This is a genomic window from Bradyrhizobium sp. USDA 4486, assembly GCF_054057995.1.
The window spans coordinates 5,182,311-5,207,265 of record NZ_JBSRZV010000001.1 but is presented as its reverse complement, the minus strand read 5'-3'; the positions used below and the strand labels follow the sequence as shown (position 1 = coordinate 5,207,265).

The following is a 24,955-nucleotide window of genomic DNA, read 5'->3' as shown; positions in this document are numbered from 1 at the left end:
GCGGTTCGGGCTGCCATCATATGGTTGGAGCCAAAGCATCTCAGTTGAACGCTCCAGATGAGACGGGCAAGGTACGTCCCCACGAGCCCTCCGCGGTTCTGTTGGGCAGTAGTATTTACAAGCCGATCAAGCGGCGGGCGGGCTCGTGATGATTTCGCTCGATCCTCGGCCGCCCCAGCATGAGGGTATCTTTCATCCCGCGTCTTTTGGGGGTCCACTTGAACCTTCCTGCTGCCGAATGCAGCCGCAGGGTGATTGAACCATGCCGCTTAAGATCATGCTGTGAATAGCCGCTACGGAGTTTGCTCACCAGCTTAATTGTCGTTTGGACGCGGTTCTGATGTCCGAAAATTGGCGATCCGAGTGGATACGGGAGCTTGAGGAACTGCCCGAGGTGCCGACAGCATATCGTTCAGCCAAATTGCGGCCGGTGGAAGAGAAGAACGCGGCCACCGGGTAGGCTTTCAGCCGTGTAGGGCTCGCCATGGATCAAAAAGCGGGTCATGGGGACGCCCTGGCTCGGCAGAAGGTCCAGGTTTTGGAGCATGTCAATCACGAGAGGCGAAGCTTCTCGCGGGCCGTGCCTCCAGTCGTGGCCGAACAACTCTCCGAGTTCAGGCACTTGCGGGAGCGGGTGGTGGCCCGAGAGGGGCGCTTCGGATGGCAGTTGGAGGTTCGCCGCCTGCAATTCGAACCCGGAGGACCGATCAAGGCCAGATGCGAGGCTGTCGTATGTATGAGGGGGAGCCATCGGCGTCACCGACGCAGCTTCACTCCCCGAAGCGAACCTTGGGTGATGGATGAGTTGAACGTCATTGGATCCTCTCGGCCCCAGCACGGCCGTATAGCGTTCCCCACCGATCTCATAGTTCATGAGCGGATATTGCGCATTAGGCAAGAAGTCCCACTTGCCCAGCTCGGAAAGCATCATGTCGGGAGCCAGCTGGGTGCGATGGGAAAAATCTTTGGGCACTGCGAATGAAACGTCAAATGTATCACCAACAGCAGGAGAGCGCAGATGGATGAGCTGAAGATCGCCACGCCCACCCGGTCCTAGCACGCCCGTATAGTGTTCACCATGAATGTTGTAGGTCTTTACCCGATGTGCTGCATCCGGCATCTGACCCCAGCGGCTGAGCTCGGAGCGCATCATGTCCGACGCGGGCTGGGTGCCATGGGAAAAACCTTCGGTGACGGCAAAGGAGGCGTCAAAGCTCTCGCCGGCTGTCTCCCCATCTTGATCCATCGTCCGTCCAAAGTCTTTTTCAGAGGCGGGACCCTGCGGCCGTGAGCTGGGCTGCCAAATCACGGCTTCGAAAGGATCCGCCCCGCCGGCGCTATGGGTTGTCGCCTCCATTGCCCACCATAACTTCGATGCCTGCAGATCGAAAGCAGGCGCAAACTGGTCTCGATCTGGGACATCGAAAAGCTCTTCCTGGGCGACACCTTGCACATGCGAATGGGTGACTGAACCAGCGGTTGGCCAGCGCACCGGTGCATCGTAGGATGTCGTCGGCAAGCCCTCGCGGTCAGCAGCACCTAAAAGCTGTTCCTGGGCGACATCTTGCACGGGCGAGTAGGCGACCGAACTCATGCTCGGCCAAAGCGCCGGTGCATTGATTGGCGGCAGGACCTCGCGATCGGCGGCATCGAAAAGCGCTTCCTGAGCGAAACTCTGCAGGGGCGAGGGGGCGGCGGCACGCATTCCCTGCCACAGTGCCGGCGCATCGACGCTGGAAGGTGGAGGCACATCGTTTTGGCGCACAGCGTCGAAAAGCATATCCTGGGCGACACGTTGCGCGGGAGAACGAGCGGTTAAACCCGTTCCCTCCCAAAAGTGCTGAGCATTGAAGCCGCCCGCCGGCAATGAGCCGTCCGCGTTCCCTGAAGGCTGCTCACGTTCGAAAAGCTGGACGGGCAAATCGGCGGCCGGCTGCATTGGCTGGCGCGAGTCGCCCCCGTAACTCGGCGAGTTGTCCCGCCCCGCGATTCGGCGGTAGTCATTCAGCCTGTTCAACGCGTAGATGAGTTTCTTGTCGTTCGGAAACAAAGCATCGGCATGGCCGAGCAGCGCTTTGTGGCTGAGCTTAGCAATCCCCAAGGGGCGCAGTGCTGCCGCTACCTTGCGAAGACAGCTAGCGTAATTTCCGGCGGTTTTTGCGTCAATTGCTCGACCAAAGCCCGCCTCGGTCGCCTCTCTGATGAGGTTGGCGTCTTCCTTAGACGGACGATAATGTGTTCTGGGCGGCGGAGCGGTATCGCTGGGCTCCCGGTACCTACTCACCATTGACAATGCAGAGAAGATGACCTTGTCTTCTGGCAGTAGCTGCTTGGAGCGCTCGAGCAACGTGTCGTCATTGAGCTCAGCAATCGAGTGACCAGACTGCTTCAGCAGCTCTGCCAATTTGCGAAGCCGACGGTCATAGATTTCGATGGTAAACGCGTTTGGCGGTGGGCCTCGGTCAAGGGCAGCACCAGACGCTGCTTGGATGAGGCGATCGTCCTGTTCCGTGATGTCATACAGCCCACTATGGGAATATACCGGGCCGAGCTGCCGCACCTCTCGCAAGTGTTGCTCGAACCCCGCTTGCGGTTCTTTGGGCTGTTCAACGGTGGTATCTGGCGCAGCGGAATCTTTGTACACTGGGCTGATCGCGTTGTATCGATCCATGCTGCAGTCCGCTGGCTTGGTTTCCTCGTTCTTTCGCTACTCACGTTAGCTTTCCAAAACCTGACCCGGCCGAGCCGAAAGTTAGAATGAATATTGGTCAAGTGCCTTTTCGAAGCCGACTACGAGTGCGGCGAACGTAAAGACGGTACAGGCGTCGGCTGAAATTCCGATTTTCCAGGTGCGGCCAGCTCCCTGACGGCCAGCTCGGCGGGAGCAGTATAGACGGGAGCGAAGGCTGCTTTCGATTTTCCGAGCATCGAAAACAGCCAAGTTATCTTGCTAAGCCCCACCCTCAATCTTCTTTCCCTGACTTTCTGTAGGGATTCGACGCGCTCGCAGTCCGATAGTCATCCAGATTCCCGCCCAGAAACAGTACCTCGCGCTCCTCAGTTGGGGTATCGCTCACCCAGGCCAGATCGGGTTCATCATCCTCAGTCCCATCCTCAAGAATACTGACAATCTCATCGGCCGTCCAAGCGGTGATCCTCGGCACCGTGTACGTGTGCAACTCATTCGCATTTTCAGCGATCACTTTGGCGCCATACTCGTTGTCGTCGTCTGGCGAGAGGAGCAATTGTGAGGCCTCCTCGGACAATGACACAAAGGGCGAAGAAGTGGTGTCGCCCCTCATGTGTTCTGCCGCTGCGCGACCCAGATCAAGTCGTTGGCCTCCCCAGATATTCCAGGGGGCGGCGTCGAAACGCGAAGCCGCCATGGAACGCAAATGAGCCATCGCGCTTTGATTGGCCAATCCGCGCGGCTTGCAATGGCTGGGGTGGTTTTGAAAGCGTTGCAGCTCCAAGTATGAGGATGCCACTACGTCGTCGTAAACGCGGCGACTATCCACGTCGCCGGCCGACGGTCCAGTCCCTCCTGACCATGGTGTCGATGTCTGCGCAGCGAGTGCGATTTCCCTTCTGAGTTCCGCAATGTTCGCGCAGGTCAGCGTTGCGGCGAGTTGAGCGCGCGCTTTTACAAAGGATCCGGCTGTGCACCGTTCGTTTTTCGGGATAAGATCCGCTCTCCTATTGCCATCCGTTGCAGTTCGGGTCGATCCAGCGCCGGCTGAAGCTGGTGCTGGGAGGACTGGCCGATGCTCTCTAAGCCGCAGCTCAAAGTCTGCTTGCGGCCCGGTCTCTTCCTGTTGCGGCTCGACGTAACTGATGCGAGCCGCGGACGGGTTGACGTTGTCAAATGGGTCCATTCCCTTCTCCCACTGGTTGCCTTGTCAATGTCATCGAGCAAAGTTGGTTCGATAAGGATCAGAGGCCGGGCCGGGCGCAACTCTCGATAAAATTGCAGCGGACGGTATGTTGAGGGCGTACCGAACGGGCTGAGCCAGGATCCAGATCCTTCTCTTCCAGGTCTTGCGCCATCAAGTGGGCCTGCTAGTCCAGAGATGTTGCTATGCTAAAGAGCTTAGCTGTCGAATAGCTGACCAGGCCTATTGGTTGAAGTAAAGTTCGGGCCCTTGCCGCTGTGCTGTCGTGCCTGTTGTTCATTGCAGAGTTGAGTTTGGCGAGATGGATCCTTCGCCCCTGTCTAGCTCCAACGGCAGCGCGGTGTGAATGGTCTGGGAGAAGCGGTGCGCGATCGCGCTGCAATCGAGAGCTTGCGCGGGGTGGATAAGTTTATCTGGGGCAGCTTGCATTGTGCGCTAGTCGATCTCGTAGAAAGGTTCGTCCAGGGGCTAGCTCTGATCCGAGTAGCCGATGCCGCAGCCATCGGGCTCGTGATTGCGCCGGTCTGGCGTGAAGCTCATCGCCCTTTGTTGACTGCTGTTTGGGACGAGAAGTCGCGCGGGCGCGGCGAAGGCTGGTCGCAAAACACGACCCGCTCGATGCAATTTCAACCCGGGCCTCCGCCGCGAGACGTTGAGTTGCCAACCAGACGTGACAAGACCACGAACGATCGATCCCAAGAGGCGTCCACTCCCATGTGCCGGTAAGGGACGCGGTCCGATATCCAGCTGGGTGATTTCGTCGACGTTGATGCCGCCGCGCTTTCTTGATGCTCAAAGGCTGCTGTGCCCAAGATAGCTGAGTCCCGTGCACACATCGGTGCGCTCGCGGGGCCGTGAAGACGGGCGTTCTTGGCAAATTGGCGGTGCGTCATCACGCCCGTAGCGTACGCGAGGACATGCGCCGCGCGCGCGAGAATTAACGACGCTCCAGCATCTTCGAATCCAGCGCAGCTTCGAAGGGGTGCCGTAACGCGGCATCTATAATCTAGAATGGTTCATCACATTATTAGATGTTGGGCTTAGCGACGCCTTATTGATCCGATGTCACTTTGCAGCGCGGCAGCAAGCGGTCGACCAATTGTGTCGCTCCAATACTGGCGTGTGTTCTCGAGCCCATCGAGTCATCTCTTTTGCGTCGCGCCGGCGCTCCCAATTGCAGTCGCTGCAATTACGCAGCGCGTGTTCGGTGAGCCTGATCAGAGAACGCTTGGGATTAAGCGAGGGAAGGTTAGACACGGCAATAGAAGAGGATGCCAAGAGACGATAGTAGATTGAAATACTCAACTATTGCGTTTGCATGGTCTGGACCTCTAAAGATCCTCTAGCATGATCATTGCTCGCTCGGTCGGGAGTCCAAACGTTTCGATCGCGAATCCCATCCAAAACATCTTCCTGAAAAGAAGCTGGCTTCTTGATGAATTCTGGAGAGCCGATGTGAATGTACTCGTGTGGAAGCAACCCGCCGCTGGAGACAAGCTGTCACGTCGGCGTCAATCGGCAACCAGCGTGGTCGAAGCTCTTCTCGGCCGCGCCCGCTCGGAGAAGATCGCAAGATCTAGCAAAAGCTTCTTTGGTGACATTCTTCTCACATCAGCCGGCTGTTGGTTGTCTGTCCCTCAAATTGGCTGCCCGGAGCACATGCAAGGTACGCTTGCGCGAAAGCGCAGGCTGGCTGCCGAGATCAACTCGTCTACAATTCCTGCCAAGCAGCTCAGATGCCGCCGCATGAGGGGCTGTTATGTCTTCGGGTAACTCGATGCTTCATCTTGGCTTAAATCTTCATGGTGCCGGTGGTCATTCCGCCGCATGGCGCTGGCCGGGCACAAATCCAAGCGCCTTTTTCGACATCGAGCACTACGTCAGCGCTGCGAAGATTGCGGAGCATGGTCTGCTGGATGCTGTATTCCTCGCCGATACCCCCGCGATAAGTTCCGACATCACGCACCAGCCGCCGCTTAATGGGCTCGAACCGACGCTGGTTCTCGCTGTGATTGCACGTGAAACGGAACGGATTGGTCTGATTGCGACAGCGTCGACTACCTACAACGAACCATACAATCTTGCCCGGCGCTTCCAATCGCTCGATGTCATCAGCCGCGGGCGCGTTGCGTGGAACGCGGTCACGACGTCGAGTCCGGCGACAGTTGCGAACTTTGGCGGTCGAGAGGTTGGGCGAGCAGATCGCTACAGGCGTGCCGAGGACTTCGTTGAAACGGTCCGTGCTCTCTGGCTGAGCTGGCGCGGCGAGATGGTCATCGCCGATCAGACTGCGGGTGTTTACGCAGATCAGAGCCAATTCCGCCTGCTCGATCCCACTACCAATAGCTTCGGCATCCGCGGCCCACTTACGCATCCCGCTTCACCCCAAGGCCACCCAGTCATCGTTCAGGCCGGCGGTTCGGATCCCGGATTACAGCTTGGCGCCCGCAGTGCAGATGTCGTGTTTGCGGCAGCCGGGGACTTGTCAACGGCTCTGCAGGAGGCAGAGCGCCTGCGCGCTCTTTCTCGGCAATTCGGCCGCCCTGCGGCCCCGCTCATCCTGCCAGGCCTTGTCACTTGTATCGGGGGCACCGAGGAGGAAGCGGCTCGTCGCAAGGAAAACCTTGACGGACTCCTCGATTTGGAGCGCGCCATCGTCGCTCTTGCACGAAGCATGGGCGTGCCGGTCGAGAAGCTCAGCCTCGAAAGGCCAATCCCGGAGGAGATTTTGCCTGCTGCAGATGATGTTCCGTTTTCTGTCGGTCACCATCGCACGATTGAGACTCTGGCGCGTCAAGGTCGGACGGTTCGCGAAATCATTAGCAGCGTTCAAGCGTTTGGCCACCGCTTACTCGTGGGTGCACCCGAGCAGATCGCGGACTCGATTGAGGCATGGTTTCGCGCCGGCGCGGTTGATGGATTCAATATCATTCCGGACGTGCTGAAAGATGGCACCTCAGCGTTTGTCGACAATGTGGTGCCCATCCTGCAGAAGCGCGGGCTCTTTCGCAAAGAATATCGAGGGCAGACGCTGCGAGAGCATTTCGGGCTTTCCATTCCTTTCGGGCCGGCATGAGGCAAAGCTAGCTCAGCGCTATGACGCTTCCTCAACATCAAATCATTTGGAGACTGGGTATGCACTTATCGAATGCGCGGTCAACGAGGCGATTCACTGGAAAGTCGAACTATCCAGCAAGAACCGTGAAGGCGATCCTTCTCGTGCTCTTGGGCCTGTCGCAACTGCCGTCAAGTATTCATGCTCAAGAAGGAGTAGCCGGCAGCGTAAAGCGAGGAGGCGTTGTTCGTTACGGGCACTTTCAAGAGCCGGCGTGCCTCTTTGGAGGATGGGTGCAGCAATGGTATCTGCAACGCCAGTACAGCGATAATCTGGTCGCCCGCAGCGAGGATGGCAAGATTGTGCCATGGCTGGCCGAGTCATGGACAATTTCCGATGACAAGAAGATATACACATTCGAGATAAAGCCGAATGTGAAGTTCACGGATGGCACTTCTCTGGATGCGCAGGCCATCGCGGACAATATCAACGGATGGCTCAGCAACGACCCTGATCTGCGTAATCCGACTGCCGCTCCGTATCTTAGCGATAGCTTCGAATCGGCAAGTGCAATCGCTCCTCTGAGGTTACAGGTAACCTTGAAGGTGCCATTTCAACCCTTGCTGAACGTGTTTGCTCAATCCTCACAAGGCATTCTCTCACCATCCGCGCTCAAACGCGGACTTGCGGTGAACTGCGAGAACCCAATCGGCTCAGGTCCATTCATTGTCGACAAATGGCGTCATGGACGGGAGGTCACCTTCCGTCGCAATCCCGACTACAACTCGGCGCCGGCCACCGCAAAACATCAAGGGCCGGCTTACATTGACGGAATCAGCTGGAAGTTCCTGCCAGATCAGACCGTCCGGTACGGCTCGTTCATCGCGGGCGAGACCGATGCCATATACGATATCCCAGCTATCGCATGGAAGGAGGCCAATTCCCGTTTTCCAGTATTGCGGCACATTACCGGCGGTACCCCTCTGCGCCTTGCGTTGTATACGGCGCGGCCCCCATTTGACGATGTGCTCGTCCGCAAGGCGTTTGCCTATTCTACGGACCGGAAGGCTGCAGTCGACACATCATTCCTTGGCTCTTTGCCATTTGAAGGCAACGGTGCGCTGAGTCAGAGCTCGCCGGAATACCTGCGCGAGCTCGGGCAGTCGTATACGTACGATATTCGGAAAGCCAATCAATTGCTTGATCAGGCGGGTTGGACCGAGCGTAATCCTAGCGGCGTTCGTGTTAAGAATGGCAACCCGCTCATCGTGCGCGTGTCCTATTCGAACGCTTTTCTGAAGCCAGATGGCGAGCAAGCCTTGCAAGTTATCCAGCAGCAGGCAAGAGCGGCAGGTTTTGACGTACGTCTTCAGCCTACCAATCCAGCTGATTTCTTCGCAGGAAAAAACCTCGGACCCGACGATTATGAGATTGTTCTCCTCTATTGGGTTGCCCCCGGCGCGGAGATATTCCGGATCTCGTGGAAGCCCGATCAGAAGGGCGAGACTAATCGCTTCAATCCCTCACGCTATCAAGATCTGACGCTTTGGGACGTCATTCAAAGGGCAGAGCAGGAACTCAATGGGGCGCAACGTACCGCCCTCTATCAGCAGGCGGAACGGAAGATCGTGGATGAGGCTCCTGTGATTGGCCTCACGGTGCTGGACGTAACGTTGGCGACCAAGGCGAACCTCAAAGACGTGTGGCTGGACCGCGGCTCGGTTGGCGAACCCGTTTTCTATGACGCTCATTTCGATGATGGGAAGTGACGCCGTGAAGATAGTAGCCCATCATCCCATTGTTTGGTTCGCGCGCCGGATATTCTCCGGTGTGGTCGTGGTGTGGGCTGCCGCAACCTTCGCGTTCTTGATTCAATGTGTGCTCCCTGGGGACCGCGCCCAGATCATCATCAATGCGACAAGCGGCAACGTCGGACTGGCGTCGTCGGCAGAACTTGCGGCGATCAATGCGAAATACGGATTTGATCAACCGCTCGCGATTCAGTACGGAAAATACATACTGCGAATTCTGCATGGAGACCTTGGCGAGTCATACCAGCAGCATCGGCCTGTCGTAGGGATCATCGCCGAACAGATTGGCCCAACCATCATTCTGGCGGTCACCGCGCTGCTGTTCGCATGGATTATCGCAATCCTGACGACCTTGTTCATCGCAGGCAGAGACAACATTTGGGCGACGTTGCTCAATGACACGCAGGTCTTTTTTGCAACCGCGCCGCCCTATTGGCTGGCCACAATTCTGCTGGTTGTTTTTGCGGTAAAGCTGCGCATTTTTCCGGTCATCGGTGGAAATTCTCCGGCCGGGCTCATTCTGCCGACACTTGCGTTGGCTCTTGAACTATCGGGCTTTTTCGGACAAGTCGTTCAGAACGAGTTCACGCGCGTGCTCGAGCAGCCGTTCGTTGCATCCGCGCGGGCCCGAGGCATGAGTGATTTCGGCGTCAGGCTTCGCCATGTCCTCCGCCATGCCGCATTGCCTGGCATTACTTTATCAGGTTGGGCGCTCGGAAAACTGCTTTCGGGCGCGATTTTGATCGAGGTGGTTTTCGCCCGTCAAGGCCTAGGTGGAGTCCTTGTTGCTGCAACGTCCTCGCGAGACGTTCCGATTGTCTCGGGAGCTGTTTTGATCTCTGCGGGGCTGTTCGTTCTTGTTAGTTTGATTGTCGATCTGACTTACCAGGTGGTCGATCCGAGGATCAAGTTGACATGAGCATGTTCGCCGAAGCCACCGCGTCTCGGTCGTTCAAAGAGGTCGTGGCAATCGTCCGCCATGTTCCGTTCCGAGTTGCCGCCTGTCTTATCATCATTGGCCTCTTTGCCCTCGCGGCTGTGGCGCCAAAGGTGCTGCAGACGCATGATCCGCTGGCTATTGATTTGAAATCGTCATTGCAGTCTCCGTCGATCGCCCATTGGTTGGGAACTGATCAATTGGGTCGAGATCTTTACTCTCGAGTAGTCGAGGGGGCAGGCCAATCCCTGGCTATTGGACTAGGCGCGACGGCGCTGAGCATGTCCATTGCGATCGTTTTCGGCGTCGCCGCCGCACTTTCTGGTGGCGTATGCGACAGCATCCTGAGCCGGATTGTCGACGTGCTCTTCGCAATTCCCACGCTCCTGCTCGCCCTTGTGTTCGTGACCGTTTTTGGGCCGTCGGTATTGACTGAGGTCATAGCTGTCGGAATCGGCACAGCGCCAGGGTATGCGCGCATGATCAGGGGCCAGATGCTTGCCATCAAGGGGACAGCGTATGTGGAGGCCGCTAAGGTGCTGGGCCATCCATTTCCCCGTATTGTCTGGAGGCATATTCTTCCCAACGCCATGAACCCGCTGACGGCGATGATGACGATCGGTGTAGGTCAGGCGATTATATGGGCTTCCGGTCTTGCTTTTCTGGGACTCGGCGTCGCTCCCCCGGCGCCTGAATGGGGCGCGCTGCTCAACGCCGGGCGCAACTATGTAATCTACGCCTGGTGGCTGGAGATCATACCCGGTCTGGCAGTTACGGCGTTTGCCCTCAGCCTCACCATCATTGGGCGTCATCTACAGGACCGTCTGGAAGGAAAAACGTGAATGTCGCAGGGCCGCCCCCAGCCTGTCCCGCAGCAGTCAGACCTCCTCACGGTCGATTCGCTGCGTGTTTCCTTCGGTTGCGCCATCGACGAGAAGGCGGTTGTGCGCAGTATATCCTTCTCCCTCCGACCGGGACGGTGTCTTGCGATTGTCGGTGAATCCGGCTCGGGCAAGAGCGTGACTGCTCGGACTCTGATAGGCCTCGCTGGTCGCTACGCCAATGTTCATGCACGCCAGCTAAGCTTCGACGGGACGGACCTGATGGGTCTTAGCGATCGTGCCTGGCGGCGCATCCGCGGCAACGAGATTGGCTTTGTATTACAGGATGCACTCGTCTCGCTTGACCCGCTTCGCCGGATCGGCAAAGAGATTGGTGAGGGCTTGCTCCTCCACGGTGCGGTATCATCGCGCGAGGAGCTCGCGCAGCGCGTCATTGCTCTCCTTAAGCTCGTCGGTGTCCCTGACCCCGAGATCAAGGCCGAGCAGCTGCCGCATCAATTATCCGGCGGCCAGCGTCAACGAGCTCTTATCGCTTCGGCACTTGCGCTCGATCCCCGCATCCTGATCGCCGACGAGCCGACGACCGCTCTCGATGTGACGGCGCAAGCCCATGTGCTGTCACTCCTTGAGGAGACCAAAACGAGGGGCAAGGCTCTGATCCTGATCAGTCACGATCTGGCAGTGGTCTCCCGCGTGGCGGATGAGATCCTCGTCATGCGAGAAGGCGAGGTCGTTGAACGCGGTAACGCCGGCCAAATATTCAAAGACCCGGAGCACCCCTATACTAAGCAGCTGCTGGACGCCGTGCCATCAGGCCGGCCGCGCGGCTCACGCCTCTCACCATCGGCTATTGTGCGTTCGCCTGCCTGGCAAACGCAGCTAGCCGTGCAATCGCCACCGAAATCTCGTCCTATCCTGCTCGAAGCGACAAGTCTGGTGAAGCGCTTCAAGGGTCCGGATGGCACTTCACGGACGGCTGTGGACGGCGTCTCCTTCGAACTGCGATCCGGCGAGACTTTGGGCATCGTAGGTGAGTCCGGATCAGGAAAGTCAACGATGGCGCGCATGGTCCTGGCGCTCGAGGAGCCTGACGAGGGAGCCGTTCAGTTTGCAGGCCGGCCTTGGACCGCGCTCGCCGAGCGCGAACGGCGGGCTCGGCGACGGTCACTATCGATCATTTACCAGGATCCTCTTGGCTCGTTTGATCCACGTTGGACGGTCGGACGCATCATATCCGACAGCCTTTCGAGCGACGTTGAGACACGGGGCAAGCGGCAGGAGCGCGTTATCGAGCTGCTCGATCTGGTCGGGCTATCCCAGGCCTTGCTGGACCGACGACCGCTCGAGCTCTCGGGCGGTCAGCGCCAGCGCGTCGCGATCGCCCGCGCAATCGCACCAAATCCTGCCGTCATCGTCTGCGATGAGCCGGTTTCGGCGCTCGACGTCTCGATCCAGGCCCAGGTCTTGGACCTGCTCGGCTATCTGAAGGACCACGTCGGCGTAAGTTATCTCTTCATCTCGCATGATCTCAGTGTTGTTCGTCACATCAGCGATCGCGTCATAGTTATGCGCCGGGGGAGAATCGTCGATAGTGGCGCCACTGAAGAGATATTTCGCAATCCACAGTCTGAATATACCAAGAGCCTTATCGCCGCCATGCCGCGTCTTGCGCGCGACCACCAGATAGATCATCCAGCTACGATCCTCGAAGAAGGCATCGCATGAACGCCTTCGAATCCAATCCTTTATGGTCTATCTCCGATCGCGGAGCATTCGCCTTTGCGCGCCGAGTTGGTCACGATTACGCGCTCGTTCACCGCTCGAACAGGATAGTCTGTGGCACGGGTTCCCGCTAGATGGACCGGTCGGCGCGGATTGCGTGCTCGCAAAGGACGGGCGGCTCTTGCGCTCCTGCAGACGAGCTCGCAATCTTCGCTTTCACGATAGCCTTGGCCATCATGGTGCGGTCCCTGACAACGAGAGAGTGTTTGTCAGGTTCAAAACATTTGGCGTCAATATTGATTTCATGACGCCTGTTCAGCCGTTAATTGCGACTGATGCGGCTGGCACGGTCATTGCTATCGGAAATGAGGTAACGCCGAATAGGAGCCTACCTCAGCCCTGTGAACGATCACGTTTCCGCCCGGAACCCGTGGGTCCATTCTGAAAAAAACAAGCAGGGCCCTGAAGTTTTCGCATTCGGTTTGATGGAGAGCGAATTGGATTTGCCTAGAAGAGCCGACGAGACAAATCGCAACGTCTGGCCATATCGGCAATGTCAAAAGACGGTTGCGTCGTCAACGTTGCCGGACTCGGTGAACAATCTGAGCGCGCGGCAGTGGGGGCGCATGACTAGAATTCGGCTGACGTGCTCAAGCGTACCGGCTGCGGAGGTCACAGACACAATAGGCGCCTCATCGAGGCATCGTGTCGTCATTTCGCCGACGAGTTCGCCACAGGTCGCATAGCTCCAAGGCGGAGCAAAAGAGGTCGATAACAGGCCCCCCGTAATCCGGGCAATACGGAATCGTCATGTCGCAAACGATCGGCCCTGATAGCGAGTGCACCGCGAATGAAGGAGCAGAGCACTGGTCAGATCCGAAACACAATCTTTCATCAGATGGCGACTTTGTTCGGTACTGGAGCCGAGCTGCCGATCGGCTGCGCGCGGTGGCTGCGGTTGGGAGGCGAACCGAAGAGGCGATCAGAAGGACCGGGATTGGCTTGCAGCTATCGTCCGAGAACTTTAACGGTCACGACTTGTCAGATTTCCCGTTGCGACGCTGTACCCTCAATCGTGCGCAGCTCTACGGAGCAAAGTTGGATCGGGCAGATCTTTCTTGTGCTAATCTTATCTGTCCGGGGCTAGAGAGGGCAAGTTTCCGCGGGGCCAAGCTCGATTTTGCGTATATGCATGCGATTGCAGCGCAGGTCTGCGACTTCGACGATGCCAGTCTGCGCAATGTAATTGATGCAACAGGCAGCCTGTTTCACGGTTGCAGCATGAAAAGGACACGCTTTGATAACGCCATGCTCAGCGGGCTTCTCGCTTACCAATGCGACGCGAGTGATGCTGTATTCGATGGCGCGGAGCTACAGGGTTCGACCATTAATGAATGTTTCCTTCCTTCCGCTTCCTTCCGCTTTGCCAAGCTGAGCCAACTCACAATCACGAAATCACATCTGGCGTCTTGCTCGTTCTTCCAGTCAAAGGGGAACTGTTTATCGATTGTGCGTCCCACCTCGATCGATGGTCTTGTCCTGGAAGGCGCTCATCTTCCGTATCTGAGACTCTCAAAAGTAAGCGGCCGCATCGCAGCGAGAGGCATGTGCGCACCATCTGCTGATATTCACTTGTCAAATCTTCCAAATGCGGAGCTTGAGCAGGCGGACCTGACCGAGGCGCGGCTTTTGTCCGTAAGCTTGTCCAACGCAAACCTCGTCGGTGCCGTGCTCAACGGTGCATCCATTCATTCCTGCGATCTCGACGGAGCGGACCTGTCTCTGGTATCAGGCGAATGCATTTCTATAACAGAGAGCACAATGCGAGCCGCCAAATTATCGGGCTTTCGTGGCCGCTCTACCTTTGTGCGCGACTGCGATCTCGAACGCGCAGACCTATCCAATGCTTACCTTTACAGGTCGATGATCACCGGTGATCCCCCGCAATCAATGGCACTGGATGAGGCAAATCTCGAAGGATCGAATCTCGTTCAGGCATATCTCGCCGCAGGAATGACGAGAACCAATCTGGAGGCATCGCGGGCCGCGTACGTTCGCATGAACCAATCGTCCCTGCGCGAGGCGAACCTGAGTGGGATGTCGCCGTTCCAGGCCAGCTTCGTAAAGGTGGACTTTTCGGGCGCTAAGATAACCACATTCGAGCCACCGTTCTTTGCAGACCGATGTCCGGGCCTACAGGCCGCTCTGAAGGAGGATCAGCCACGCGAGCCATTAAGCTATCTGACTGAATTCTCATCGTTGATCAGACGGGGTCGAGAAGGGTCTACCTGACGGCTTCGGAGACTGCAAAATCGAAGGGAATGCAGTGTCGGCGAGCTTAGGACAGCTCTGGGCGATCGTTCGAGCTGTGAGCGAGCGCTTAAGCGCTATGGGGCTTCGTGGCATCGCCGGCGGATACGAGAGGCGGGGCAGACCTTCTGTGCGATCCGACCGATGATCTCTTGGCGTTCAAAGAGACTGGAGTAGAAAATGCATTTGGCATGTCTTTCCGCAGGTAAAGCGTTCATCCGGGAGGTGGCGAGAACAGGGCAGACCATCGGGACGGTACATACTCTCGGAGCCCTGCATCTTGGGCATGCAGAATTGATCAGACGGGCGGCATCGGAAAATGACGTCGCGATCGTCACAGTCTACCCGAACAAGATCCAGCTTAGACCGGGTGGGAGCTACGACTTCAATTTGGACGAGGATATTGGACTTGCATTGCGTTCGGGAGCAACTGCCGTAATTTCCTCCAACGACACCGAAATGTTCCCGCCCGGCTATCGAACCTTTGTATCGCAAGGCGACTGTCATTTGCGTCTAGGGGGGCCCGAGGCCTATTTAAAGGAAGCCGTTACTGGGGCAATCCGCTGGATCTGCTATGCAAAGCCGACTCGCAGCTACTTCGGCCTGAAAGATATCGGTCAGGCGATCCTGGTGAAGCGCGCCGTCGCAGATCTCCTTCTGGATTGCGAGATAAGGTTTGTGCCGACCGTGAGATACAAGAACGGAGTGCCCATTTCGTCGCGTTTGAGGCGATTTAGCCGTTCCGAGCTTGATGAGCTGTCTTGCCTTTTCACGGCACTCGACCATTCGAGGAAAGAGATCGCGCAAGGGGCATCTAGTGTGAAGGATCTGGTCGCGTCCGCCACATCTAAGCTCAAGTTCCGGCACTTTAAACTCGATTTTGTTCGAATCGTCGGCGCTGACAACTTCGAAGACCTGGAGCAAGTCGAGCTCCCTTTCATAATTTTTGGGGCGGCAACGGCTCATGGTCTCAGGATCTTCGATAATATCTACGTTCCAGATCAAGATACTCTCGTGAAGGGTCCTTCGGATATCTGGATCGATCTGCCTGAACAGTCCTAGCCGGACGATTATTCATCCATGACCTTGAGAAAGCTATCCGTTCCGGCCGTATCCCAAGGCCAGCGTCACCTTATGAAGGTGTACTCGGCTTGATGTTGCCTCCAGCGCATAGCCATCTTTAACCAGCGCTGAGAGCTCTCATTGGTCCATTGAGTACATCGACTTGGAAAGTCAATGCGATCCTTACTGCCCGACATGGTAGGGCGAGGCTAGCTGCACTGTGAGGTAGCCTGGTCGAGCCTCCTGTCGCAGCCAAGCGCTGCGGCAGCTCGAAGGCGACGAATCGCACCACGCCGTAAACTCTCGAGAGCAGAATCTGCAGAGATGATCATGACAAGGCGATCGGAAGATTATAGAGCTGAGGATCCGTGTGTCATCCCGCTGAGCAAGCTGGATGTAAGCGAGGGCAAGCGCTTTCAAGACGACAGCATGTGGGCTTGCTTTGAGCGGTTGCGAAAGGAAGATCCCGTTCACTACTGTCAAGACAGCGCTCATGGTCCATATTGGTCCGTGACGAAATACCGGGATATCGTAGCGGTAGACACAAACCACAAAGCGTTCTCGTCCGAACAAGGTGTCACTATTGTCGACGTGCCTGGCGAGCACTGGACTCCGAGCTTCATCAAGATGGGGCCTCCCAAGCACGCCGAGCAGCGCAATACCGTTGACCCGATCGTCGGACCGGAAAGCTTGACGAAGCTCGAAAGCTTGATTCGGTCTCGGGTCAGAGCGATTCTCGCAGGCTTGCCGCGGAATGAGGCCTTCAACTGGGTGGACATGGTATCCATAGAGTTGACGACGCAAATGCTCGCCACGCTGTTCGACTTTCCATTTGAGGATCGGCGACTGCTGACCTATTGGTCAGACGTCGCTGTTACGGCTCCGAAAGCAGACCATGCAATCGACAGCTGGAACAAGCGAAGCACCATCTTGTCCGAGTGCCTGGAGTATTTCACCCGGCTTTGGAACGAGCGCATCAATGCCGAGCCGCGCCTCGACCTAATTTCCCTGATGGCGCATTCGCCAGCCACGCGCCAGATGGAGCCGAGCGAGTTTCTCGGAAATCTGATTCTGCTGATCGTTGGGGGAAACGACACCACGCGCAACTCAATTACCGGGGGTCTCCTGTTCATGAGTCAATACCCCTCCGAGCTGCGAAAGCTAATTGACAATCCCAAGCTGATCTCAAGCGCCGTGTCCGAGATTATCCGGTACCAGACGCCAATCGCACATATGCGCCGTACCGCCGCGATCGACAGCATCGTAGGCGGAAAACAGATCAGGAAAGGCGACAAGGTCGTCATGTGGTACATCTCCGGTAACAGGGACGAAGAGATCATTGAGAACGCCGACAACTTCATGATCGACCGCAAAAATGTGAGGCAGCATCTCTCGTTCGGATTCGGCATCCATCGCTGTCTTGGTCGACATCTTGCGGAACTGCAGTTGAGAGTCCTCTGGGAAGAGATTTTGTCTGCGCAATTGGGGTTCGAGGTTGTCGGCGAACCCGAGCGGATTGCGTCTAACTTCGTGCACGGCTATTCCGCTCTCCCCGTGCGGATTGCGGCCTAGGCCCAAATTGTTCTGCTCACGCAGGCGGCGGAGCGGGCTTGCCCTGAACCATCGTTGGTTTCTGCAAGCAGCGCAGCTGGGGTGATCGACGGAAACAAGATGCTGCATGTCGGAAGCCAATTGCCGGCCCTGCAAACGCTTGGAAGGACCTGCGAGAAGCGATAGGTGAGGCGCGCGTCTCCGCAAGCGCTTTGGCATGCCGAAAATTGAACCTCAACGGCTACTCCGATGCAGGTCTCCGGGCCACCCTCGAATAGCCGAAACCATAGAGGGCAATGACCTTGATGTTCAAAATTGTAGCTGTGGCAGCAATTTTCATTGGAGAAGCTCTTTCGATATTCGCCGAGTTAATTGCCTCAAGGCAATTCGGAAAGGCCGGTGGCGATCTGGCGATGCTTTGGCCGATGTTTCTCCTGGTATGCTTGGGTGGCATCCTCCTCGTTCTCGGATACGCGCTGGGCTACATGCATCTGAAGAATATCTGGATCATTGTCGCGATATCGGTGGGAGCGATCCTGGTCGTGGAACCGATGCTCACGGTTCTGCTCTTCAGAGACGTGCCGACCGCCGGTTCGCTGATTGGGCTGGTTCTCGGTGCGTTTGGTGTGCTCGCTGCGATGTTTCTATGAAGCTGATCTCACCGGACCCGGATGGGCGCCGCACTTTTGTGAAATGCAGCTTGAGGATCTGCGGAAGGTCGAGTCAGCCGTTAGGACGAGGAAAAGATCCATTCTGAACGACCTTCAGCATCTCGTCATCGGTGTACGGCCGCTAGATTGTTAAGCTCTTATGTCAAAGTCCTCTTACCGTTAGCAGGACGTGTGTGGTGAGCGAAGGTCTGCCAATCTATGAGCTGGCCATTTCTGCTTGACCAAAATTCGCCGATTAGGCCTCGACTTTTCTCCCGGCTACCAACGTTTGGGGACGATTTGACTCAGTCGGTGTGGACGGAGCTAACGGCAGAGGGGCGACGCGCGTAGTGGAGCGCGTCGAGGCCAGGGCACCTCAGCCGCGATTACGTCGCGGCTGCTTACACGGACGCACTTACCCGCATCCCGCTCTTCAGCGACATTGGAGGTCCGATGGAATGGAACTTCAGGTGACATTGGCTTTCTTGTGCATTCGAAAGAACGCGTTTTGGTCAGCTAGCCGTCAGTCACACGGTCTATCCAGACGGGCTGCACATTCGCGACTTTTATCGGAGACGAAGCATGACAGGCATTGGCCGAGCCAGCGCATCGGAAGTTGGGGCCGCAGGAGCTGGCAATACCGGAGATGTGAGCGGTTCGAGCGTGGAGCCCAGCCTATTCCCGGGAGGACACAGTCAATCTTTCGATGTCATCATCGAGCGGATGCGCTCTGGGCCTCCAGACAGGACCGACAACTCAAGTTCGGAGGTGGTAGCGCCCACCCGAGACGAGATAAAGGCAGCAAGGCGAAAAATGGGCGGCCTGTTTGAGGAGCTTGAAGCTAGCCGTCGAGCGGCCCCGCACGGCCAAACCTTCCAAGAGGCGCAAGAGCTGATCGATCAAGTCGTCAAAGCAGGCTCAACAGTTCTGGAGTACTACGCAGATTTGCCTGCCAATTTGGCGCGCCGCATTCTGCCCGACGATCGGGCTCGCCGGCTCCGCGATGACACGCTGAACGCGGCCGAAGAATGTAACGCAGTGGCCACCCGGATTATTTACGAGCTGGAGGACAAAAGAAAGGAAGCATTAAGCTGGCTCCCGAAGATCCAAGACACCGGTACGCCCGCCCAGGTGGCCGGCGCGTTTAAAAGCGTGGCGAAACGCTATGCAGCCTGCATGGAATGGTGGGGGAAGAAGGTGTTGCGCTCGGAGCGGATGCAGTCTGTCTGCGCGGCTACTGCCAACTTGCCAAGCAGCACGCCCGATATGCGCAAGGCCGAAGAGGCCGCACTAAGACTGCATACCGGCTGGGCTCTCAATACGAAGTGCATGTATCTGCAAGCGCGGATCGCTCTCGCGGAGCTCTTGATTGACTCGCGAGCGAGCACGCTCGACCCAGACGTGCGCGATGCCTTGATGGAGGAGAGCGGGCGGGCGCGTCTGCTCGGGACCTTCGTCGAGGATGTTTTTCCGGCATTCGTCTCCACGTGCGAGGCCGTTCTGTATCGCGATGGAGCAGTGCTTGACGCGGAGCATCGCGCCGTTCTGGAAGGAGTCATGGAGCGGCTTTCGGAATTTGCATCCGGGCTGAGCGGCATCGTTGCCAGCCTGAGGCAGATCGGAACGGGAGCTGAAGTTCCCCTGCAGTTGCTAGACGAGATCGTGGAAGGGGCGTGGGTGACCGCGAACGAGGTTATGCGGCTGCTGGCATTGCAGCCAACTACGCCAGCCACGATTGAACCCCCGGCTTTGGCTGCGCTGCCGGAAAATACTGCCGCGGTAAGCCAAGGCAATTCAGGTCGCAAAAAAGGAAAACAAAAAGGAAAAGGCAGGCGCGCAGCGGCTGCAGGCGAGGGGAGCTCAACGACCAGCTCATCCGAGCCGCACCTCGCCAGGCCCCATGCCGCTACGGCTCCGACGCGCAAGGTTATCGTGCGCTCAGATCTCGGTACCAAGAAGCTCGCCACCACCGAGGAAGCACGTGCCTCATCCGCTGCAACCGATCACCTGCAGATGTGGCAGGCGCCGCCGTCCAAGGAAGCACTGGCGGGATTACTTGAGCGATTGGACAAGCTGCTGCAGTTCGATCTGCCGGTTCAGCAGAGGGCGGTCTCGCAGGCGCGCCAGATGAAGCCCGAGGACGCCGAACACGTCTTGGACCGCGTTATCACGCACTTCCAGATGCAGGCCGCCGAGATTGAAGTCTGTGTGGCCGCGCTGCAGGAGCCCCGCCGACGTGGCTTGCTCACGCCTTCGCAAGTTCCCGAAGTGCACGATAAAATAGTCCGGCTCAATGGGATGTGGTCCGAGCTGCAGGGGCAGGCGAAATCATTGAAAGAGCGAAAGGCAGCAATCACGAGCGATTGCAGGAAGAACTACCCGTTTCCATCGCAAGAGTATCTCGAGCAGATGCGCGCGGCGGGGGAACTGGACTCGGTAGGTCCGCCGCAAGCGTTGAAGGCAGAGCCAGGTAAGCTATTCGAGATCAAGCTGCAGGCTAAGGCGCTTAGCAGCGGCGCAATGCCAAGGCCGATGTGGGTGCACATCCACACCGAGCGGCCGGTTTATGCCTGGCAATTGGCAACGCTGGGCGATCGCGCATTCGCCGCATGCCACGTGAAGTCCGACGAACAGCGCGGATACAATCAGCATTGGCAGAACGCTCGAGCCGCCGAGGGCCACGAGAACGTCGTGATCCACCGCGGCAAGCTGACGCCTGCGTTCTGCAGGTCCTTGTTGAGCACCGCCCCTGGCCAGCCGTGGCAGCCCCTTCCCGATCCCGTGCACGTTTCAACGCAGATCGCTCGAGTGGGAATCTAGTGAGCTGGTTCCCTTGCGGCGGTGAGCCGTTCGTGGCAGCGTTCATGCCTCCCGGACCGGCGCGGCGGATTGCCTGAGCAGCGCCGAGCCCATCTTACAAAAGGATGAAGCTCGGGAGAGAACTCACCTCACGGCAAGGTATCAGCCGGCGGTCCGGAGGATTGTCGGTTGTTCCACAAGCAAGCTGCCAGTCCGGGCTGTGGCGAACATCGGCGCCCATGCGAGAAGTTAGGCGCTGAATATTGCAGATGGAAAACATGTACCTGATGCCGGCGGCGATCGGCCCGGATGTAACAGGGCTTTCACCTGCCTGCCCGGGGCAAACTGGCGCGCAAACCCTCGGCAGAGCTTCAACAGATCGGGGATGCTCCGGGTGCAAGGGGGCTGAGCATTCCAGCCGCTTTGACGAATCAAACCAGGCGGTGCACAACAACGCTGCCTGTTTGCTACTCTTGCATAAGGCTATGACGGCCCCAGCATCACGCCTCCTTGGCCCCCAAAAGATGCTGGGGCTCGTCGTTCTTCCTCGAGCGCCTCAAGCCGAGTGACGGTCAGCCATGTCGCTGCTGTTCAGTCGCCGTCATGAGCGACCGACCCAACGCGCCCCGAGGGGAGAGCCGGGTTCTGAGGTTTCGCTTCGGAGTCGGAAATCGCGAAAAAAACATCTCACGACGATCCATCGAAAAGACGAAGCGGACGACCATGAAGCGCGGCTCAAGCTGGAGGGCGCCGAACGCGCTCGCTGATCCGGCGCAGCAATGATGGCGCCCAGACATTCGCACGATTCCGGTTCTCAAACGGCTATGTTGAGGGCGGCCGACTCATTCTCCTCCCTCGGATCGAGCTGATCAGGCGAGCCTCTTGTCTGGATCGAGATCCTCCTGCTCGGACCCTGAGCTGTCGATAAGCTGGCTAGTCTCATCGCTTGCGAAATTCCGAGCCCTTGCAGCTGTGCTGGCGCCTTGTTCTCACTGGCGGAGATGAATCTAGCCAAGATGCCGTCATCGTCACTGTCGCGTCTTTGGCGAGCGCAGTCCCGCCAGGTCGCTAGCATGCCGCCGCGGCCCGCCTCCGTCGAAGCCTTCTCTTGTGGCCTGCAGCGCAGCCGAAAAAAAAGTCGGTAAGCGATTTTCGCGGTCCTCTCGCTCGGTGATGAACAATCGCGCGTCCAAGCGTAACGCACGTGCGTTCGGGCAGCGCATCTTCGGCACCATGCAAGCCGCCTGTGGCCTTGCTCGCACAATAGAGCTCCGAGACATGCATCGGCCACTCCGAGCCCCGTCGAGCGTTCGATCATGAAGAGCCATACGGTGAAGTCCGAACTTATCCATTCCTTAGATAGATCTGATCAAGAAAATCAATTTTACCGTCTACAGCGTCGTCATATAGACCCGTCGAGGACGGTTGGGGCTAACCTAGGGAAGCGATTTCTCGGATGAAAAAGTCTGTGTTAGTGACGGCGAGCGCCCTCGCGCTTGCAACGGCCGCGGTGCCTCCTTTTGCTGCAAAAGTTGCCGCGCAACCAATTCCCGGCAGGGTGGAGGTAGCCGATACATCATATCCTCAGTGCGCGGACGACCCGTTGGATGGTATCTGCGACCTGTTCTTTTGTTTGACCGATCCGTCGTGCGTGCGGCACTGAGGACCGAAAATAAGTCAAACAGTGAACGAGGGTGAGCCTCGTGCGGCCGCTAGCTCCGACAGCGGCCGCCTCCTCATCGCGTACCGTTAAACTGGCAGGGCAAGCTGCGCCACCTTAATTCTCATAAGATCATCAAAGCGATTAGTCACTTTCAGCCAGTCGGTGAATACCGCCAATGGCGCAGCCGCCGCATCGGCGTAGGTTGGGTAAAACGGGAAAGTCGTTTTAATTCGCGGCGCTGTGTTCCGATGCGAGCCGCAGCTCGATCTAAAACTGGTCGAATTTTTATTGCTTTTCCATGCCACTCCCATAGCGCTCTTCGGTTCGATGGTTCGCATTTCGGACGTCATGGATGTCCATTGTTCCCGCTATACCTAGCAGGGCCGTTTTGGCGAAGGTTCGTTTGTGGTTGGGTGTGATTGAGTGGCGCCGTCTCCGGCATCATGAGCATGGCAAAGAGCCCGGCCGCGCTCGCGAAAAGCATGTACCATGCGGGCACGAGTGCGCTCCCGGTAAGGTGGATCAGCCAGGTGACGATTGGTTGAGCTGTGCCTCCGAAAATCGCTATCGCAAAAGCGTAGATCGTCGCGAAGGCGCCACCACGAATGTTCCTGGGCAACCCTTCGGCCATGCTCACGTAGAAGGCGCTATACGGAATCGTTCCGATCAGGGTGAGGGCGCCAAGACCTCCTAGAAGTGCGAAGGCACTACGGCTCTCCGCAATCCAGAAGAATACCGGATAGGTCATCAGCAATGCAGTGACCTGCGGCCATATCATGATGCGATGACGGCCTGCGCGGTCGGCGAGCAGGCCGCCCAGCAGTGCTGCAGCAATTCCGACCGCATTGCTGATGAGCGTGGTACCAAAGGCGACCGGCGCGGAAACGTGGAGAGTGTTCATCGCGTAGGTGGTCATATATCCCGTAACATAAGTAGTGATCGTGCAACTGGCCAAGATGACAAATCCCAAGCACATGATGCGGCGATCGGCACGCGATTGCTCTCCAGGCTCGGTGACTAGAACAGGCGCCTCGGGCCGGTGCAACGTTTCGGGCAGGACGCTCCGCAACCAAAGTCCAAACGGCAACGTAGCGGCACCGAGCAGCAGCGCGATCCGCCATCCGTACGCATTGAGAGCTTCGCTTGTCATGGTGAGCGACAGTATTTCTCCAACCAACGCTCCGGCGGTCGCAGCTATCTGTTGGCTCGCGGGCTGAAAGGAGACAGCAAGACCGCGGGCCTCAGCGGGGGCCGCTTCCAACAGGTAGGCGGTCGTCGGACCCACTTCACCTCCGAGGGCAAAGCCTTGCAGCAAGCGTGCGAAGACGACCAGTGACGGGGCGGCAAGTCCTATCGTCTCATACGATGGCGTGATAGCTAATAATAGGACCGCGGCACTCATCATGGCAAAGCTGGCGGTCATCGCGGGCCGTCGGCCGGCCCGATCCGAATACGAGCCGAGCACGATGGCCCCGATCGGTCTGGTTACAAAACCTGCGCCGAAGGTTGCGAGTGACAGCATGAGGCTAGCGAACGAGTCGGTTGCCGGAAAGAACGCTTGGCCTATCTGTATCGCGAAAAAGCTGTAGGTCCCGAAGTCGTAGAATTCGAGAATATTGCCGATGGTTGCGCCCAACACGGCACGGCTCGTCAAGCGTTCCTCTGCGGGATCGAGGACTGGCTCCAGCCTGTCTCGAGTAGATTGCCTCGACATCCTCGACCTAATTTGAAGCGCGATCCCGACCCAAAATTGTGGCGAGGCAGGTCGCACTGTTACATTGCACTGCTCGCTCCCGTCCCTCACGGCATTTCGCTGAAGCGTGTCACGACGAAGCTCATCGTAACGTCTGCAATAAAAATGCCTGCCTCTCCGCCACCATTTAGATCTGATCGCTGGCCCGGCCGGCAAAGACAAATATGGGCTGCATCCGTCAGGGTGGCTGCAGACCTTTGCGCTGCTGTGGCGAGTGTGCGACAAAATTGACAGGCGTCGCACACGACTGGCGACGACTCGAGCCATTCCGCCTCGGGCCAGAGGCCCTTCATCGCCTAGGCGCTTGCCGCCGCTCAGCGCGGCTGCGGCGGTTTCTCGCGGCGTGCAAGATCACCGCTTATCGGTGTCTAGTCAGGGGCCGCTCGCATCTGGCCACAATCAATGCCCAGACCGTCCGTCATCCTTGCGTTCGGCGCTGCTCGCCGTGCATCTCGGCTATCTCCGCGAGAGGGTCCCCGGAACGGGGACAAGGCGCGGCGTATTCGGGCCCGAGGCCGACGATGTCGATCTCACGTTGTTCGGTGAGCGCTGCCAAAGTTTCGAGGTCGTACATTTTGGTCAACCACTTTAGGAACTACCGCTCGTGTGCCGGGTCGCCCGCCCGCTGGCGACGCGGCCGTAGGTGGAGCACCGGGACGGCCGAGCACGCATGCGACTTACATCTCTTCGTCAACGGACCGTTGGAAGGGAATTCACTCGTGTCCCGAATAAGGTAAATCGTCGTAATTCGTGCGCGTGATGTCGAAGTGGCCGCTGAAATATCCGCTTCCTCTAAGTGCGCCCTGACACGAGCGCCATCTGCATGACGCAGAGCGTCAATAGCAGCCAAGACAAAGTTGCCTGTTCGTATCGGCTCACCTGAGAATGTAGCGTTCCGCCCGACCGA

Annotated in this window: 15 protein-coding genes; 11 read left to right on the top strand and 4 right to left on the bottom strand. The window is 57.8% G+C overall.

Going from position 1 to position 24,955, the window contains the following annotated elements; genetic code table 11:
* Positions 1–412: 412 nt before the first annotated feature.
* The gene (locus tag ACVWY3_RS24695) at positions 413–2,671 is read right to left on the bottom strand and encodes a hypothetical protein (protein ID WP_456840786.1); all 2,259 of its coding nucleotides are present in this window, start codon (positions 2,669–2,671) and stop codon (positions 413–415) included.
* Between the two features lie 292 nt (positions 2,672–2,963).
* The gene (locus ACVWY3_RS24690; RefSeq protein WP_456840785.1) at positions 2,964–3,875 is read right to left on the bottom strand and encodes a hypothetical protein; all 912 of its coding nucleotides are present in this window, start codon (positions 3,873–3,875) and stop codon (positions 2,964–2,966) included.
* A 1,365-nt stretch (positions 3,876–5,240) separates the two neighbouring features.
* Here ACVWY3_RS24690 and ACVWY3_RS24685 point away from each other — a divergent pair.
* From ACVWY3_RS24685 to ACVWY3_RS24635, 11 genes are all read left to right on the top strand, one after another.
* Positions 5,241–5,666, top strand: coding sequence for a hypothetical protein (locus tag ACVWY3_RS24685; RefSeq protein WP_456840784.1), 426 nt, complete (start codon positions 5,241–5,243; stop codon positions 5,664–5,666).
* Positions 5,653–6,969 carry an NtaA/DmoA family FMN-dependent monooxygenase gene (locus ACVWY3_RS24680; protein ID WP_456840783.1) on the top strand — a complete coding sequence of 439 codons (1,317 nt, stop codon included), beginning with the start codon at positions 5,653–5,655 and terminating at the stop codon, positions 6,967–6,969. Before ACVWY3_RS24685 ends, ACVWY3_RS24680 begins: the two co-directional genes overlap by 14 nt.
* A 125-nt stretch (positions 6,970–7,094) precedes the next feature.
* Positions 7,095–8,717 (top strand): ABC transporter substrate-binding protein, encoded by a 1,623-nt coding sequence (locus ACVWY3_RS24675; RefSeq protein ID WP_456840782.1) that lies wholly within the window; start codon positions 7,095–7,097, stop codon positions 8,715–8,717.
* Positions 8,689–9,678, top strand: a complete 990-nt coding sequence (locus tag ACVWY3_RS24670; protein ID WP_456840781.1) for an ABC transporter permease — start codon at positions 8,689–8,691, stop codon at positions 9,676–9,678. The genes ACVWY3_RS24675 and ACVWY3_RS24670 overlap by 29 nt, the downstream gene beginning before the upstream one ends.
* The gene (locus ACVWY3_RS24665) at positions 9,675–10,538 is read left to right on the top strand and encodes an ABC transporter permease (RefSeq protein ID WP_456840780.1); all 864 of its coding nucleotides are present in this window, start codon (positions 9,675–9,677) and stop codon (positions 10,536–10,538) included. The genes ACVWY3_RS24670 and ACVWY3_RS24665 overlap by 4 nt, the downstream gene beginning before the upstream one ends.
* Entirely contained in the window at positions 10,539–12,263 is a 1,725-nt protein-coding gene (locus tag ACVWY3_RS24660) for a dipeptide ABC transporter ATP-binding protein (RefSeq protein WP_456840779.1), read from the top strand.
* A gap of 807 nt (positions 12,264–13,070) precedes the next feature.
* Entirely contained in the window at positions 13,071–14,552 is a 1,482-nt protein-coding gene (locus ACVWY3_RS24655; RefSeq protein WP_456840778.1) for a pentapeptide repeat-containing protein, read from the top strand.
* Between the two features lie 198 nt (positions 14,553–14,750).
* A complete protein-coding gene (locus tag ACVWY3_RS24650; RefSeq protein WP_456840777.1) occupies positions 14,751–15,632 on the top strand; it encodes a pantoate--beta-alanine ligase in 882 nt (293 codons plus the stop codon).
* Positions 15,633–15,962: 330 nt separating this feature from the next.
* Positions 15,963–17,204: a cytochrome P450 gene (locus ACVWY3_RS24645; RefSeq protein WP_456840776.1), complete on the top strand. Its 1,242-nt coding sequence runs from the start codon at positions 15,963–15,965 to the stop codon at positions 17,202–17,204.
* 275 nt (positions 17,205–17,479) lie between these two features.
* Positions 17,480–17,833, top strand: a complete 354-nt coding sequence (locus ACVWY3_RS24640) for a hypothetical protein (protein WP_456840775.1) — start codon at positions 17,480–17,482, stop codon at positions 17,831–17,833.
* Positions 17,834–18,415: 582 nt separating this feature from the next.
* Complete coding sequence (locus ACVWY3_RS24635; protein WP_456840774.1) at positions 18,416–20,653, top strand: hypothetical protein; 2,238 nt, start codon at positions 18,416–18,418, stop codon at positions 20,651–20,653.
* A 1,728-nt stretch (positions 20,654–22,381) separates the two neighbouring features.
* On the opposite strand, the gene ACVWY3_RS24630 is transcribed toward ACVWY3_RS24635, so the two are convergent.
* Both ACVWY3_RS24630 and ACVWY3_RS24625 read right to left on the bottom strand, forming a co-directional pair.
* A complete protein-coding gene (locus tag ACVWY3_RS24630; protein ID WP_456840773.1) occupies positions 22,382–22,633 on the bottom strand; it encodes a hypothetical protein in 252 nt (83 codons plus the stop codon).
* 8 nt (positions 22,634–22,641) lie between these two features.
* On the bottom strand, positions 22,642–24,009 hold the full coding sequence (locus ACVWY3_RS24625; protein WP_456840772.1) for a citrate-proton symporter: 1,368 nt from the start codon (positions 24,007–24,009) through the stop codon (positions 22,642–22,644).
* Positions 24,010–24,955: the final 946 nt, after the last annotated feature.

Bases quoted from the DNA above. Each gene is read 5' to 3' on its own strand.
- ACVWY3_RS24695 (WP_456840786.1), bottom strand. From the start codon at position 2,671: ATGGATCGATACAACGCGATCAGCCCAGTGTACAAAGATTCCGCTGCG.
- ACVWY3_RS24690 (WP_456840785.1), bottom strand. From the start codon at position 3,875: ATGGACCCATTTGACAACGTCAACCCGTCCGCGGCTCGCATCAGTTAC.
- ACVWY3_RS24685 (WP_456840784.1), top strand. From the start codon at position 5,241: ATGATCATTGCTCGCTCGGTCGGGAGTCCAAACGTTTCGATCGCGAAT.
- ACVWY3_RS24680 (WP_456840783.1), top strand. From the start codon at position 5,653: ATGTCTTCGGGTAACTCGATGCTTCATCTTGGCTTAAATCTTCATGGT.
- ACVWY3_RS24670 (WP_456840781.1), top strand. From the start codon at position 8,689: ATGACGCTCATTTCGATGATGGGAAGTGACGCCGTGAAGATAGTAGCC.
- ACVWY3_RS24665 (WP_456840780.1), top strand. From the start codon at position 9,675: ATGAGCATGTTCGCCGAAGCCACCGCGTCTCGGTCGTTCAAAGAGGTC.
- ACVWY3_RS24660 (WP_456840779.1), top strand. From the start codon at position 10,539: ATGTCGCAGGGCCGCCCCCAGCCTGTCCCGCAGCAGTCAGACCTCCTC.
- ACVWY3_RS24655 (WP_456840778.1), top strand. From the start codon at position 13,071: ATGTCGCAAACGATCGGCCCTGATAGCGAGTGCACCGCGAATGAAGGA.
- ACVWY3_RS24650 (WP_456840777.1), top strand. From the start codon at position 14,751: ATGCATTTGGCATGTCTTTCCGCAGGTAAAGCGTTCATCCGGGAGGTG.
- ACVWY3_RS24645 (WP_456840776.1), top strand. From the start codon at position 15,963: ATGACAAGGCGATCGGAAGATTATAGAGCTGAGGATCCGTGTGTCATC.
- ACVWY3_RS24640 (WP_456840775.1), top strand. From the start codon at position 17,480: ATGACCTTGATGTTCAAAATTGTAGCTGTGGCAGCAATTTTCATTGGA.
- ACVWY3_RS24635 (WP_456840774.1), top strand. From the start codon at position 18,416: ATGACAGGCATTGGCCGAGCCAGCGCATCGGAAGTTGGGGCCGCAGGA.
- ACVWY3_RS24630 (WP_456840773.1), bottom strand. From the start codon at position 22,633: ATGCGAACCATCGAACCGAAGAGCGCTATGGGAGTGGCATGGAAAAGC.
- ACVWY3_RS24625 (WP_456840772.1), bottom strand. From the start codon at position 24,009: ATGTCGAGGCAATCTACTCGAGACAGGCTGGAGCCAGTCCTCGATCCC.